The sequence below is a fragment of the Lujinxingia litoralis genome (assembly GCF_003260125.1).
Taxonomy (GTDB): Bacteria; Myxococcota_A; Bradymonadia; order Bradymonadales; family Bradymonadaceae; genus Lujinxingia; species Lujinxingia litoralis.
Genome location: NZ_QHKO01000006.1, coordinates 143,773 through 158,617, shown reverse-complemented (window position 1 = coordinate 158,617; position 14,845 = coordinate 143,773). Strand labels below are relative to the sequence as shown.

Genomic DNA, 14,845 nt, shown 5'->3' with positions numbered 1-14,845 from the left:
GGATGTGCTCGCGCGCGCCCTCGATGCTTCCAGGCGCACGTTCGTCTTTAGAGTAGAGACACCGGCTCAACACATCTTCTGGCCGGCCTCCATACGAGAGGGGGGACTCGAACCCCCACGGGTTACCCCACTGGAACCTAAATCCAGCGCGTCTACCAATTCCGCCACTCTCGCCAACGAGCCTTCGGGCTCAAATATGACAAAAGCCGAGCCGGGCAGACGCCTCGACCCGGCTTTGGCCGTCATCGCAGACAGCGCCCGCGGCGCTGTGCTGACTATCTTTATGGGCCAGGAAGGAATCGAACCTTCAACCTGCGGATTAAGAGTCCGATGCTCTACCGATTGAGCTACTGGCCCGGATGCAACAACGATGACCTTTGCTGCGGGGTGTTTCATGCGCCCGGCAGGATTCGAACCTGCGACCTACGGATTCGAAGTCCGGCGCTCTATCCAGCTGAGCTACGGGCGCTGTCTCGCAGTGCGAACCGCGAAGCGGAGGGTCTTATGCCACCCCCTCCCCGGACGTTCAAGTGTTTTCTGACACTTTTTTGTCCGATTCGATCCCAACAAAAACGCCTCATCATGCGCAGGCTGATGAGGCGTACTTTGTGCGGAATCTACTTCCAGGGTGGGCAACGGGATTTGAACCCGCGACCTCTGGCACCACAAGCCAGCGCTCTAACCAACTGAGCTATGCCCACCGTGCTCTGGCCTCCCTGTGCGGGTGGCGTCGAACAGGCCGGGACATTAATGAGCCTCCTGTAGGTTGTCAAGACATTCTTGCATCCAACTGCATCTTTTTAACCTCGTCGGCTCCTTCGGCCGGACAACCCGTTGACTTTTGGGGCGCTGGTCTAGCTTTAGGCGCGGGTCACCGACGCTACTCGCCATGGGAGCCACCTCCCGCGATACTGCATCCAATCGGGGGATCTTCTCGGATCGCACGCACGTCGATCCGGGCCTCGCGCTGCCATCACCTCTTCGCCGGGAGTCACACCATGTCCGAGCCGCCCGTTCCTACTTTACCGCGCTCCTCGGCGCCCGGCTTTCTGATCGCGTCGCCGCGTCTGGACGGATCCCCCTTTGAACGGGCGATCGTCGCCATGGTCCATCACGATCAGGAGGGCGCGATGGGCTTTATCGTCAACAAACCGCTGGAGATCGACTTCGGATCGCTCATCCAGAGCGTCAATGAAGACATCGCACGCCGCCTGACCCCGGAGAGCTTTGAGATGCCGGTCTACTTCGGCGGTCCGGTGCGTATTGAGCAACTCTGGGTGATTTACCAGCGCCTGGAGGGAATCGATGCCGACCAGGCAGAGCGACGACGTCACCTGCGCCGGATGCGCCAGGGCGATGAGGGAGAACTCACCTTTATGGAGGGCTGGTACCTGGCGGCCAGTGGCGAGATCATCGAGGGCTTTGCCCAGGGGCTGCAGCCCGGGCGCTACCGTCCCTTCATCGGCTACGCCGGTTGGGGGCCCGGACAACTCGAAGAGGAGATCGAAGAAGGCTCCTGGCTGATGCTCGACTTTGCCCCTCACAGCTTCTTCCATCCGCGGCCGGGAGCTCAGTGGGAGGAGTCCCTCGCCGAGCTCGGCGTCGACCCGGCAGCCTTCCTCATGATGGCGCGTTCGGGCTCGGCCTGACCCCCCTTCCGCGCTCTCCCCAGGGTTTTCCACAGATCTTTTCACAGGGCGATCCCGGAGCGATCTCTGACCTACCGATCGTGATCGCCCGGCGATCGCCACCGACCATCCCGCACAGGTCGGCGTTTTCCACAGGATAACCCCCTGAAACTTATGTGCTTTTCACCGGGTGCAAATTTTTCATTCGATCGCCTTCCCGGTAAAAACACGTATCAAATTATTTTTTTCCACAGCTCTGTGGAAAACTTCTCCCCAGATTTCAAAGTCCGCTTCCCTGCTAGCCGCGCCGCGTCATAACCCCTCTCCGCAGGGGCTCCTCGCCCAGAATGAACTTCCCTTTGTCAGGCCCATCCCCCATAACCTGTAGGGCCCGGGCGAGTTCGGAGGCCCCATCCGGGGACCTCTGAGATTGACGTTCGGGAGGCGGTTCCTCGTGAAGGTTGAGCCTGAGCGGAGCCGCCCCTGGCGAGGCATCTGTCTCACCTGCGATTGCCGCTGTACTTAAGTGATGTATTTCGACTTCTTCTGCCTGCAAGCGATGCCATCCATGCAAGAAATCTGGAACGCCGCCCTGCTCGAACTTCAGACCCAGCTCAATGAAGAGAACATTGAGAACTGGTTCAAGAAGTTGCGCCCCTATGAGTGCAGCGACGCGAAGTTAACTCTGCTGGCTGACGATCCCTTCGTGCGCATCTGGGTGCGTGACAACTACCTCGACCTGATCGAGGAGGCGATCGAGCACGCCGCGGGCCAGCGCCTGGAGATCGAGATCCTCGACGGCGATGGTCTCGAAGGTGAAGAAGTCGAAAACATCGACGTCGATCTGGAGCCGATGGCCGCCCGTTCGGCTCGACTCGACGAATCCGGCGCTCAGACCGCACTCTTCGACTTCGATAGCCTGGAGATCTCGGCTCCGGCTGATCTCGACGCCCTGGTGAGCGCGGCGGGCATGAACCCCCGCTACACCTTCGACGAGTTCGTCGTCGGCTCCTCCAACCAGTTCACCCACGCGGCCTGTCAGGCCGTGGCCTCGGGCAGCGGTCAGACCTACAACCCGCTCTTCATCTTCGGGGGCGTGGGCCTGGGCAAGACTCACCTGCTGCAGGCGGTGGGTATTGAGATGCTGCGTCGCAATCCGGCCACGCGCGTCAAGTACCTCTCGGCCGAGGTCTTCATGAACCAGCTCATTCAGAGCCTGCGCCAGAAGACGATGGCCGAGTTCCGCAACCAGTTCCGCCACGACTGCGATCTCCTCCTGATCGACGACATTCAGTTCATCGGCGGCAAGGACTCCACCCAGGAGGAGTTCTTTCACACCTTTAATGCGCTCTATCAGAGCGGCAAGCAGATCGTGATGACCTCCGACAAGACCCCGCAGGAGCTTCCGGGGATTGAGGAGCGTCTGGCCAGCCGCTTTGCCTGGGGTCTGATCGCCGATATCCAGCCCCCGGAGATCGAGACGCGGGTGGCGATCCTCGAAAAGAAGGCCGAAGACAGCGATCTGGAGCTGGGCAAAGATGTGACCATGCTGCTGGCGACCTCGATCCGCAGCAACGTGCGGGAGTTGGAGGGAACCCTCCTGCGTATGGTCGCGCAGGCCCAGCTGATGAATCAGCCGTTGAACACCGATCTGGCGCGCCAGCTGCTCAAGCGGATGAACATCCAGCATGAACGCAGCCTCAACGTCGAGCAGATCATCCGCACGGTCGCCTCGCACTTCGATCTGAAGGCCTCCGACATCAAGGGAAGCCGGCGCACCCGCGCGATCAGCGAGCCGCGCCAGATGGCCATGTACTTAAGCCGCAAGCATACCGGTGAGTCCTATCCGGAGCTTGGTCGGAAGTTCGGCGGTAAGGATCACACCACCGTGCTCACGGCCTTCCGAAAAATCGAAGACCTGGTGGAAACGGGCAACAATGAGTTCGCCGCCGCCATTGCCGAGCTTGAGGCGCTCCTCCTCCGCTGAGGTGGCGATCGCCTCGCCACTCAACCTCGCCGACAACCCAAGGCCAGCTTGACTTTAGGCCATCGGTGATGTTTAGTTGCCGCGCTCTGGTCCCCGGCCAAAAATGGGGACCGACGCTGCGCTCGCGCCCTTGCCTCAAACACCCCTGGTGATGCGGCCCTGCGGCGCCTTTAAATCGTAGCATTGAGAACCTGTGCACCACATACATTGAACACTTGAGGTCTAAAATGTCGAAGCGTACCTACCAGCCGAGCAAAGTTAAGCGTCGTCGTACTCACGGTTTCCGCAAGCGGATGAAAACCGTCGGCGGTCGCCTCATCGTCAAGCGCCGTCGCTCGCGCGGCCGCACCAACCTCGCCGTGACGAAGCACAAGAAGTAAGCTGAGCGACCTTGAAGCCAGTGACCGCATTGATCGCACCCTCTAACGAAGGCACGACTGCCCCAGGAGGGCCGAGATCGGACCAGCGGCTGCGAAAGTCGGAGCGTCTCTTGAAGCGCTCCGACTTTTTGCGCACTCGCCGGCGAGGTCGTCGCCATGAAGGGCGTTGGGTGGTGGTGTATAGCGCTCCCAACGCCCTGGGTCATCCCCGTCTGGGGGCGACCGTGAGCAAAAAGGTCGGCAACGCCGTCTGTCGCAACCGCTGGAAACGGCGGCTGCGCGAGATCTTTCGCCGCAACAAGTCCCAATTTGGCAACCATCACGACACGGTGATTATCGTCAAAGCGGGCAGCGACCATCCTCCTTTCGACGAACTGGTCGCCGACCTGCTCCAAACGGTGGCGCGAGCGCAACGGCCGCGTCGCCCCCGAGGAGAGCGTCGCTGATGTGCCACAAGCACGCCACATCCGAGTCCGGGGATCGCACCTTGCCCGACGTCGACGAGTCCGTCGACGACGCGCAACTCCCGGTGCGTACCAGCCCCCTGGCCAGGATGGGGATGGGCTTTGTGCGCCTTTATCAGCGGGCCCTCTCCCCTCTGCTTCCGCCGATGTGCCGTTACTCTCCGACCTGCTCCTCCTACATGATGGAGGCGCTACGGCGCTATGGCTTCTTTAAAGGCGGCTTCCTGGGCCTCAAACGCCTGCTGCGCTGCCATCCCCTGAGCCCGGGCGGCTACGACCCCGTCCCCTGATCTCCTGAATCAAGGATCGGATGCGGCGCCTCGAACGGCCGCCCCGGGCCCCAAAGAGCGAACGCGCGATGGAACAAAAACGCTTTATCCTGGCGATGAGCCTGATCACCGTCGTCTTTATCATCTGGCAGGCCGTCATGGGCCTGGGCACCGAAGCGCCGGTGCCTGAGGAAGGCGCGGTGGTCGCCGAAGAGGGCCAAGCCGCCTCGGATGACTCCGCACCGGGCACACAACCCGCTGCCAATGAGGTCGCCCCCGACGCGCAAGCGCAAGCGCAGGCGCAGGCCGAAGAAGCTCCGGTCGAAGCCGTGGAGGTCGAGGAGCGCATCGATGTACTGGCCTCCGACAGCCTCAGCGTGACCCTGAACAACCAGGGCGCGGTCGCCACCGACATCAAAGTGACCGCACCGGAGCAGTACGCCAATGAGGGCGGCGATCTCTTGCGTTCGCTGGATGCCGACGCCCCGGCCTACCCCTTCACCGTGCGCTTCAAGGCCGAGAACGTCGAAGTCGCTCCGGATGCCGGCTACCAGGTCATCGAAGACCTCAGTGAGCTTAACGAAGACGGCAAAACCTACTCCAAGCTCACCTACCGCTACACCGATCCGCGCGGGCGCTTCAGCATCGACAAGGTCTACGAAATGGTGGCTGATAAGCCCTACGTCGTAGACTTCGACGTGGTGGTGCACAACCGCCTCAAGGACGTGCGCCTGATCGACACCTTGCTCGTCGACGTCATCAACAAGGATGATCCCGACCGCAAGTCGAACTTTCTGGACTTCCGTCCCGACCAGCTGGAGGCGGTCTGCCGCACCAGCGATGACATTGAGCGCACCCTCTTTGAGCAGCTCGAAGAGACCACCACCTTTAGCCAGGTCCCGACGATGTGGGCCGGCACCGACACCCGCTACTTCCTGATCGCGACCATCCCGGAGTCCGGCGCCGAGGCCTGCGTCTTTGAACGCCTCGATGGTGACTACCTGCGCACCAACCTGACCTATGAAGGCTTCTCGATCGCGCCCAACGAGCGCTACGTCGCCAGCAACCTGCTCTACATGGGCCCCAAAGATTACGGCGTGCTCAAAGACACCGGCTACCGCCTGGAAGAGAGCGTCGACTACGGCCTGTTGACCGTGCTGGCTCGCCCGCTGCGCGCGCTCCTGGTGCTCTTCTTCGGGTTCACCGGCAACTGGGGCATCGCCATCATTCTGCTCACCCTGCTCATCAAGCTGGTGAGCTGGCCGCTGACCCAGAAGGCTTACGTCAGCGCCGAACGCATGAAGCAGATTCAGCCGCTGATCAAAGAGATTCGCGAGAAGTACGAAAACGATCAGCAGCGCCTGAGCGAAGAGACCATGAAGGTCTTCCGCGAGCATAACGTCAGCCCCCTGGGCTGCCTGCCGATGCTCCTGCAGATGCCCATCCTCTACGGGCTCTTCGTCATGATCTACAACTCGGTTGAGCTCTATCAGGCCGACTTCCTGTGGTACACCGACCTCTCGGCCCCCGATCCCCTCTTCCTGCTGCCGCTGGCGATGGGCGCGGTGATGTTCATCCAGCAGCGCCTCACGATGGTCGAGCAGGCCAACCCGCAGATGGCGATCATGATGAAGATCATGCCGATCATGTTCACCGCCTTCATGCTCTTTTTGCCCGCGGGTCTGGTGCTCTACTATCTGCTCAACCTGATCCTGGGTCTGGCTCAGCAGTACATGATCAAGCGGCAGTTTGCGGCGGCCGAAGAAGCCGACGCATCGGCCTGACGCCCCTTATCGACACTCGACGCTCCAGGCCGCATCGGGCGGCCTCATTGAAAAGGAATGGTTGCATATGGCTGACGATCAGAAGTCCAAAAGCGGTCGCCGCTCCGCCCGGGGCCGCCGCGCCCGCAAGCTCGACGAAGACAGCAAAGTCGCCGTGAGCGACGAAGGCTCGGCTCCGGCCGCTGCGTCGGCCGCCAGCACCACCGCCGTCGAAGAAGCCACCGAGAAGAAGCCGCGCCGCTCCCGCTCCAAGAAAAAGGAAGAAGTCAGCGAGGACATTGAAGAGGCGCCGGCCAAAGAGAAGGCCGAGAAGAAGCCGCGCCGCACTCGCTCCAAGAAAAAGGATGAGGTGAGCGAGGGCGCGGAGGACACTGCGGCCCAGGGAGCGCCAGCTCAAAAGGACGATGAGGAGAAGGAGGCCAAAAAGGCGAAAAAAGCCTCCTCGAAGAAGTCTTCCAAGAAAGACGAAGATGAGAGCGCTCCGAAGAAGTCCAAAAAGTCTTCCAAGAAAGACGAAGATGAGAGCGCTCCGAAGAAGTCCAAAAAGTCTTCCAAGAAAGACGAAGACGAGAGCGCTCCGAAGAAGTCCAAAAAGTCCCAGAAGAAGGACAGCGACGACGAAGAGCTCGCCGACGACGACGCCCAAAAAGAGCGCAAGAAAGAGGCGAAGAAGCCCAAGAAGGCTTCCAAGAAAGATGAGGAGACCTCCGAGAAGAAGGCTCCTAAAAAGAGCGCCAAGAAGTCCAAAAAAGAGGCCGCTCCCTCCGAAGAACCTACCGCCTCGCGACGTGGCCAGGTCCAAGACCCGGTGATTGCCCGCGGAGAGAGCTGGCTTCGGGAGCTCTTTGAGAAGATGCAACTCGACCTCACGGCCACCGGCAGCTTCGACGGCGACAACTACATCTTCAACGTCAGCGGCGCCGACACCGAGGTGATGATCGGGCGCAGCAAGCGCTCCCCGCGGGTACTTACCGGGATGCAGACCCTGCTGGCGGAATCGCTGGGACGCGAAGCCCGCTCGCAGGTTGTGATCGACATCGGCGGCTTCAAGCAACAGCGCCAGTCGCACCTGAGCCACGTGGGCGCTCGCCTTGGCGAGGCCGCCAAGAAGGTGGGGCATCCGATCCTGGTGGCGGGTCTGAGCGCCTTTGACCGTCGGGTGATCCACAAGCGCATCGGCGACATGGAAGGCGTCAACAGCGAAAGCACGGATCACGGGATCTTCCGCAAGCTCAAGATCGATCCGAGCTGACCCGGCCTCTGGCTCTCTAGCGAAAGGTGTATGATGACGGGCAGTCTGGCGCCGACGATCGCCGCCATCGCCACGCCGGCGGGTTCCGGAGGCGTGGGTATTGTGCGGGTGAGCGGGGGCCGAGCCGAAGACGTGCTACGAGGCCTGGTGCCCGACTGGCCTCGGGAGCACCCCTCGCACCTGCTGCGCCTGAGCCATCTTTATAATGGCGAGGGCGAACTGATCGATGAGGCGCTGGCCGTGATCATGCGCGGCCCCCGCAGCTACACCGGCGAAGACGTGGTGGAGTTGCAGTGCCACGGGGGGCCGATCATCCTGCGCCGGGTGCTCGACCGGGCTTTGGAGTTGGGTGCACGCATCGCCGAACCCGGCGAGTTTACTCAGCGCGCCTTTCTCAACGGCCGCCTCGATCTCACTCAGGCCGAGGCGGTGGCCGACCTGGTCAACGCCACCACCGAGACCGCGCATCGTCTGGCACTGGAGCACCTGCAGGGCTCCCTGGGCAACGCGATCGGGGCCATCGTCGAACATCTCACCGTGGCCGCGGTGCTGATCGAGGCCGCGATCGACTTCAGCCACGAAGAGCACGTCTATCAGATCGAACGCGATGAAATCGGCCGCCGGATCGACGAGGCCAGCGCCGAGCTACAAGCGTTGCGCGCGAAGTTCGATCAGGGACGCCGCCAGCGCGAGGGCATCCGCGTGGTCATCCTGGGGGTGACCAACGCCGGAAAATCCACCCTCTTCAACGCGCTCCACGGCACCGAGCGCGCCATTGTGACCGACATCGAGGGGACCACCCGCGACTTTCTCGAAGAAGAGATCCACCTGGGCGGAGCAGCACTGCGACTGATCGATACGGCCGGCCTGCGCGAGACCGAAGATCGGGTGGAAGCCATCGGCATTCAGCGTAGCCGAGAACTCGGTGAGCAGGCCGACCTGGTGTTGAGAGTCATCGACCGCAGCCGTCCGCTTCGGCCCGATGAGCGCCAGGCGCTGGAGCGCGATCGTGAGCGAGCGCGCCCGGTGGTGCTGATCCTCAACAAAATCGATCTTCCAGACGGGCGCACCGATGAGGATCGCGTCCTCTGCGAGCGTTTTGAACATCGCGTCGCTTGCGCCCTGGGCGCGGCGGTGCCTCAGGGCATCGACGCGCTCATCGCCACCCTGGCCGCGCTGGCCGAAGGGCTGACCCGTGGCGAAGGCGTGCTGCTGAGCCGCGCCCGCCATCTGCAGGGCGTGGTGGGAGCCCTGGAGGCGCTGGGGCGTGCCCGCCAGGCGCTGGATATGGAGATGGAACACGAGCTCATCGCCATCGATCTGCGCGAGGCCCTCGACGCGCTGGGCGACATCACCGGAAAAGTGCGCACCGACGACATCCTGCAGCGCATTTTCTCGGAGTTCTGCGTGGGCAAGTGAGCGCTCATCATTTTTTTTTGGCTCGTGAACAAAATTTCGCTCATCCGCGTCTAACTTCTCGACATTCACTGATGAATGACCTTCGGGAGGTTCTTGATGCGAACGCGTGCGACTCGAGCTCTTCGTTCTTGGAGAGCTCTTGCCCTGATGGGGCTTTTGCTCTCGGCACTGACACCACCGGCTACGGCCTGGGCCGATCACAATCACGTCTCCGTGATCATGATTCCGGGGCCCTTTATGACGCTGACCTCGTCGACTTCCACGACCGGGGCAGCGTTTTTTGCGCCCCTGTTTACCACGGTCAAACTCGTCGCCGATAATGGCGAGGCCTCCGAGGAGATGGTGGCATTTTTGAGCGATCATCACCTGGATCTGCAGCAGGATCTTGCCCTGGGGGGCGGTGCATCGATCGATGCGCTGGCTCACCTGCTCGACGTGCCGCAGAGCGAACGCCAGGCCTTTGGTCGGGCGCTCTTCGAGGAGCGCGAGGCGCTTCTCAACGCGTTGCAGGTCGAGCAGGTCAACGTCGAGCACGCCACGCGCTTTGTGCACGCGCTCGATCACGCGGGGGTCCGGGGGCAGGGCTGACGTTCGCTCACAGGTGGCCGAGGCGCCAGGTCGATGCTAGGCTGCCGCGCATTTGAAATTCTCTGACTCTGCACCCTCTGGCCACCCGACCTTGCTGCCGTACTCCACCCACACGTTGCGTCTTCGACGGCGCCCGAGCCCCCGGGCGATCGCCTTGCTGGTGGCCCTGAGTGCCTGGCTCTGCGCCGGACTCGCCAGTGAGGCCCGGGCTCAACCCCCGGCAGCGCTCGCCGAAGCTCCGCGCCCATCGGAGACACCGGCGGCAAGCCGCGCCTCGGAGCGTCTGCGTGACGACTTCCGGATCCACGTGGCCCCTTCGCCACACTGGAAGCCCGGCGAATTGGAGGCCTTTGAGGCGGGCCTCCGGGCGCTGCCTCGTTCTTTGAGTCGGGAGCTTAGGCACAACGAAGTGCACCTGGTCCGCCGGGAGAGCCACTGCCTCTTTGGCATGGGCCGCTACAGCCAGGCGTGTCCGACCTTTAGCAGCGATCACCGCACGTTTTACGTGTACGAAAGTCCACCGCTGCTGGGCGATGGCCCGGTGCAGGCCTACGCCGTGCTCACCGCCGACGAACAGCGCGAGCTCCAACTTCGGCGCGCGGCGGTTCATCTGGCGATGACCCTCGAAGATGGCAGTCGGGGCTGGTCGCGGGACTTTCGCTGGCAGCGCATCAACGGCTGGCACCGCAAGATGCGCAGCGGGCCGCATAACCAGGACCCCTGGGGCTATCAACGCCCGATGGGCATGCGCAGCGCGCACCTGGATCTGGTGACCTTTGCCGAAGCCTACTTCGTTCGCCCCGAAGATCTGCTGCTGGAGCGTGTTGCTGAGCCCGGGATGGGCGCTCGCCTGGAGGAGCTCGATCCGAACATGACCCTGAGCTGCCAGCACTTTACGGCCTCGCGGGCGCTGAACACCTTCATAGGTGAGATGGATCCTGCGTGGCGGGAGCCTGAACGGAGCTTGCCTCGCAGCCAGCTCTCGGGCCAATCCTGTCCGGCCTTTGAGCAATGGGCCCGCGTCGACGATCTGGCCGGGTTCGACGTGCTCCTGGCGGCCGCCACCTCTCGCCCGCAGTCGCTCTACGGACACCTGCTTTTGCACGTAAAATACAAGGGCGGCGGGCTGGTACGGAGCGAGGGTTTTGAGCCGGTGTATCAGTTTGGCGCGGTGACCGACGCCAACGTCGATCCCGTCGACTACCTGGTACGCGGGCTCCTCGGTGGCTTCCCCACGGTGCTGGAACTCAACTCCTTTCGAGGCGTCGATCGCCTGATTCTGCAATACGAGCAGCGCAACCTTCGTCGCTACTCTCTTCAGCTCAGCCCGGAGCAATCCCGGCGGCTCTTGGAGCGCATCTGGGAGACCGAACGCCGTGTGCGCTACCCCTATCGCTTCTTGAGCGATAACTGTGCCTCGTTTCTGATCGATCTGATGGAGCCCGCTCTGGAGGTGGATCTACCCCGGGAGCGCTCCGGCATTGTGATGCCCACCGACGTTCTCGATACCCTGGCTACCATTGAGAACGGCGCGCAGGGGCGGCTTCTGATCAAGCGCCCCGACACCCTGCGTAGCGGTCGGGAGGTGGCCCGAGAGGCCGCCCAGACCCGGCGCGCGCTGATGATGAGCCTGGCCGACGCCATCGACGCCGACCGAACCCAGCGCGAAGACTTTGATATCCTTCTAGACGCCCTGGAAGCCCCGGAGCCCGAGGTTCGCGCCGGCGCCTACACTCGCCTGGAGGCGCTCTTTGACGCGCTGGCGCAGCGCCATCCCGACCGGGTCCAGATGCTCCTCGACACGCTCTACAACAGCGTGTTGGTGGAGCGTTTCTACATGGACAACGCTCACTACGCCCGGCGAGCGCTGCTTTACGCGGCTCAGGGCCCGGGCCCGAAGCTAAGCCTGGATGAGATCCTGGAGCGCCGCCGCCAACTCTACGAAGACGAAGATCTGGTCGCCCGCGCCGAAGCGCAGGCGCACTGGGCAGCGCATACCCGGATCACCCTGGACCCATCGACGGTCGCCTGGTCCCCCGATCAACAGGCGGTACTCGACCAGGAGGCCCGCACCCGCCAGACCTACCTCAAGGCCCTGCAGACACAGTCCGCCTTGATCGAGAGGCATCTTCCCGACTGGGACGGGGTGGCCTTTCTGGACGCCCGTGCTCAGGACTATCTGGAGCGTATGCAGGCGCTTGATGCGCGCTCCTGGCGACCTTCGGGGCGTCATCGGGTGCGCCTCTCCGGCGCGACCAACACCGGGATGCGTGCCAACCTCCAGTTCTCTTACTCGACGATCGAAGATCGCCTGGGCGAGGTACGCCAGCGAGGGTATCGGGGCGATATTGAGTCGCGGGTGCTGGGGCTGGACCTGATCGCGGAGCCTGGCCCCGATCTTCAGAGCTCGCTGGAGAGCCTGCAGGCCGAGCTGGTGCTCTTCAGGTATGCCAGCCTCCAGCGCACCTATGGTGCGGTGCGGCGCAGCCTCCTGGATGCCCTGGGCTGGGGACTAGATCTGCGCCTGCGTCACGACGGACGTCGCGACCTCTACTACAACCTGACGCTCTCGCCATCTCTGCTCCTGCCGATCTGGCGAGCCCGGGACGACGTGAACCATCTGGTGGCGGGCCTGGGGATCCACGCCGCGCTCGACGGGCATCGCTCCACCGCGCTGCTGGGTGGCGCCGAGCTTCAGCTGCGCGCCCAGGTGCACCTGTTTGGCAGCTACACCAACGTGCTGCGCCTCTGGGCAACCAGCGCCCAGGTGGCGAGCCTGCCCGGCGGCTGGCGCTACGACCTGCACGCCGGCGCCGCCGCCGAATTCCGGCTCTGGGAGTACGGCGAAACCCCGCTGGTGGCCGGCCCCTTTATCGATGCGCTCTTCACCAACCGCGACTATCGCCCCGAGAGCGCCGACGAGGCGTATTTTTCGAGCTGGCGGGCCGGGGTACGGGTGGAACTCCCCTTTTAAGAGCGCGCCCCTGTTTCACGTGAAACTCGTGTAAAACGATCGTTTTACGCGCCTTTATCGCCCGTTCAGCGCTCCCGACTGTCGATCATGATGGTCACCGGCCCCTGGTTGGTCAGCGAGACGTTCATCATGGCGCCAAAGCGACCGGTGCCCACGGTGATCCCACGCGCCCGCGCCCGTTCGACAAAGGCCTGATACATCGCCTCGGCCGGCACCGGTGCCATCGCCCCGGTGAAGCTCGGGCGACGTCCTCGCCGCGTATCGGCGTAGAGCGTGAACTGGCTCACCACCAGCAGTTCGCCGCCGATGTCCAGCAGCGAGTGGTTCATCTTGCCCTGCTCGTCTTCGAAGATGCGCAGATTCACGACCTTCTCAAAGACGTAGTCCAGATCGCTCTCGTCATCACCCTGACCACAGCCAAGCAAGACCAGCAGCCCCACGCCACACTGGCCGATCACCTCGTCCGCAACTTCCACCCGGGCCTGACTGACGCGTTGAATCAATGCTCTCATATCACTCCTGATTCGTGTTCATGCACTTACTTCCCGGCCCCGAAACGCTACTCGGCGGCTGCGGGCTATGTTACCTTTCGGAGGCTTCCTCCAGCGGTTCCCCCCCGACACATCCTCCCCCGGCACGGTCCCCATGCTCACGCTCGATACCCTCAACGCCATCTCGCTGACTCGTCGACCGATGGGCCAGGTTCTTTTTGCAACCGGTGTCCTCTCGCCAAACTTCAAGAATCCGCTAACACGCACCCACATCACCATCGAGGGGTTTGAAAAGCTACCCACGGATCGGCCGGTGATCTTCGCCATGAACCATACCGATCGCTACAACTACTGGCCTTTTCAGTGGCGACTCTGGCGTGATCATCGGATGTTTACCACCACCTGGGTCAAGGGAAAGTACTACAACAACCCGGCGATTCAGGCCTTCATGATCAAGATGAACAACCTGGCGGTGCCCTCCCGCGGGTACCTGATCACCGCCGACGCCGTGCAGTTGCTGGGGCGGCCGCCGGCCGAACGGGCCTACCGGATCGTGCGCCAGGCAGTCGACGCCGGCAGCACCGACACCCGCACCCTGCGGGAGCGGGCTGCCGAGGAAGGCGTGCTCGCCGATGTGGTCGCGCTGCTCGATACCCCGCGCGATCTCCTGGGACTGAACTTCGATCCCCAGACCCATAACTATCTGGAGCGCATGAGTGAGCTCTTCAAGCAGATGATGAATCGCTTTGTGGAGCTCAACGAGGAGGCGTTCGCGCTGGGATTGCACGTGCTGGTGTTTCCCGAGGGCACCCGCTCGATCCGCCTGCAAGAGGGGCGCACCGGGCTGGCACAGATGGCGTTGCGCATGAAGGCCACCGTGGTGCCGATCGGCTGCAACGGCTCCGATCTGGCCTATCCCGGAAACAGCCCCCTCTCCAGCGGTGGCACCATCGTGTACCGCATGGGCGAACCTCTCTCCCCCGAGGGGGCGCTAAAGCCCTTTGCAATTGAAGACGACTACACCCCCTTTACGCTGGAGGCCGAGCGCGCCCATGCGGAAAAGTTCCGGGGGATGACCGACCTGGTGATGGACCGCATCAACGAGCTTCTCGACGAGCGCCACCAACGCCAGGAAGGCGCCGAGGGTAAGGTAAAGGGCGCCAACCGTTTCATCTGACCACGCGAACATACCTTGCCCTTTGCACCTCCGAGGGTGGGACATTTCCCAATCATTGACGCACTTTGGGAGCATCCGGGGGTGGAACATATCTCAAGCATTGAGGCACTCTGAGGACGTCCGGGGGTGGGACATTTCCCAATCATTGACGCACTCTGAGGACGTCCGGGGGTGGGACATTTCCCAATCATTGACGCACTTTGGGAGCATCCGGGGGTGGGACATCCGCCCCCGTTTCAGGCCTCGAACGGACGTCCGGGGGGTGGGACATCCGCCCCAGTTTCAGGCCTCGAACGGACGTCCGGGGGGGGGGACATCCGCCCCCGTTTCAGGCCTCGAACGGACATCCGGGGGTGGGACATCCGCCCCAGTTTCAGGCCTCGAACGGACATCCGAGGGTGGGGCATCGAACCTGTATTTGAACTCACCACA

General features: G+C 62.8%; 12 protein-coding genes and 4 tRNA genes. 11 read left to right on the top strand and 5 right to left on the bottom strand.

Going from position 1 to position 14,845, the window contains the following annotated elements; all coding sequences use genetic code 11:
- Nucleotides 1-92 precede the first annotated feature (92 nt).
- The 4 genes from DL240_RS14000 to DL240_RS13985 form a co-directional block, all read right to left on the bottom strand.
- Nucleotides 93-174, bottom strand: a tRNA-Leu gene (locus DL240_RS14000).
- Between the two features lie 110 nt (nt 175-284).
- Nucleotides 285-357: transfer RNA gene (locus tag DL240_RS13995), tRNA-Lys, on the bottom strand.
- Between the two features lie 38 nt (nt 358-395).
- Nucleotides 396-469, bottom strand: a tRNA-Arg gene (locus DL240_RS13990).
- Nucleotides 470-627: 158 nt separating this feature from the next.
- Nucleotides 628-701, bottom strand: a tRNA-His gene (locus DL240_RS13985).
- A 297-nt stretch (nt 702-998) separates the two neighbouring features.
- On the opposite strand from DL240_RS13985, the gene DL240_RS13980 reads away from it, so the two are divergent.
- From DL240_RS13980 to DL240_RS13935, 10 genes are all read left to right on the top strand, one after another.
- Nucleotides 999-1,649: a YqgE/AlgH family protein gene (locus tag DL240_RS13980; RefSeq protein WP_111730525.1), complete on the top strand. Its 651-nt coding sequence runs from the start codon at nt 999-1,001 to the stop codon at nt 1,647-1,649.
- 547 nt (nt 1,650-2,196) lie between these two features.
- Entirely contained in the window at nt 2,197-3,615 is a 1,419-nt protein-coding gene (dnaA, locus tag DL240_RS13975; protein ID WP_158542577.1) for a chromosomal replication initiator protein DnaA, read from the top strand.
- Nucleotides 3,616-3,842: 227 nt separating this feature from the next.
- Nucleotides 3,843-3,995: a 50S ribosomal protein L34 gene (rpmH, locus tag DL240_RS13970; protein WP_111730523.1), complete on the top strand. Its 153-nt coding sequence runs from the start codon at nt 3,843-3,845 to the stop codon at nt 3,993-3,995.
- Between the two features lie 110 nt (nt 3,996-4,105).
- Nucleotides 4,106-4,441, top strand: coding sequence for a ribonuclease P protein component (rnpA, locus tag DL240_RS13965; protein ID WP_199589819.1), 336 nt, complete (start codon nt 4,106-4,108; stop codon nt 4,439-4,441).
- A 107-nt stretch (nt 4,442-4,548) separates the two neighbouring features.
- The gene (gene yidD, locus DL240_RS13960) at nt 4,549-4,749 is read left to right on the top strand and encodes a membrane protein insertion efficiency factor YidD (RefSeq protein ID WP_233497073.1); all 201 of its coding nucleotides are present in this window, start codon (nt 4,549-4,551) and stop codon (nt 4,747-4,749) included.
- 68 nt (nt 4,750-4,817) lie between these two features.
- Nucleotides 4,818-6,512, top strand: a complete 1,695-nt coding sequence (gene yidC / locus DL240_RS13955; protein WP_158542576.1) for a membrane protein insertase YidC — start codon at nt 4,818-4,820, stop codon at nt 6,510-6,512.
- A 67-nt stretch (nt 6,513-6,579) separates the two neighbouring features.
- On the top strand, nt 6,580-7,764 hold the full coding sequence (locus tag DL240_RS13950) for a hypothetical protein (protein WP_111730520.1): 1,185 nt from the start codon (nt 6,580-6,582) through the stop codon (nt 7,762-7,764).
- 30 nt (nt 7,765-7,794) lie between these two features.
- Nucleotides 7,795-9,183: a tRNA uridine-5-carboxymethylaminomethyl(34) synthesis GTPase MnmE gene (gene mnmE, locus DL240_RS13945; protein WP_111730519.1), complete on the top strand. Its 1,389-nt coding sequence runs from the start codon at nt 7,795-7,797 to the stop codon at nt 9,181-9,183.
- A 96-nt stretch (nt 9,184-9,279) separates the two neighbouring features.
- Nucleotides 9,280-9,771: a DUF3015 family protein gene (locus tag DL240_RS13940; RefSeq protein WP_158542575.1), complete on the top strand. Its 492-nt coding sequence runs from the start codon at nt 9,280-9,282 to the stop codon at nt 9,769-9,771.
- A gap of 91 nt (nt 9,772-9,862) precedes the next feature.
- On the top strand, nt 9,863-12,745 hold the full coding sequence (locus DL240_RS13935; RefSeq protein WP_146618301.1) for a lipoprotein N-acyltransferase Lnb domain-containing protein: 2,883 nt from the start codon (nt 9,863-9,865) through the stop codon (nt 12,743-12,745).
- A gap of 65 nt (nt 12,746-12,810) precedes the next feature.
- On the opposite strand, the gene dtd is transcribed toward DL240_RS13935, so the two are convergent.
- Nucleotides 12,811-13,257: a D-aminoacyl-tRNA deacylase gene (dtd, locus tag DL240_RS13930; RefSeq protein WP_111730516.1), complete on the bottom strand. Its 447-nt coding sequence runs from the start codon at nt 13,255-13,257 to the stop codon at nt 12,811-12,813.
- A 133-nt stretch (nt 13,258-13,390) separates the two neighbouring features.
- On the opposite strand from dtd, the gene DL240_RS13925 reads away from it, so the two are divergent.
- Nucleotides 13,391-14,413 (top strand): 1-acyl-sn-glycerol-3-phosphate acyltransferase, encoded by a 1,023-nt coding sequence (locus DL240_RS13925; RefSeq protein ID WP_158542574.1) that lies wholly within the window; start codon nt 13,391-13,393, stop codon nt 14,411-14,413.
- The last annotated feature ends 432 nt before the right edge of the window (nt 14,414-14,845 follow it).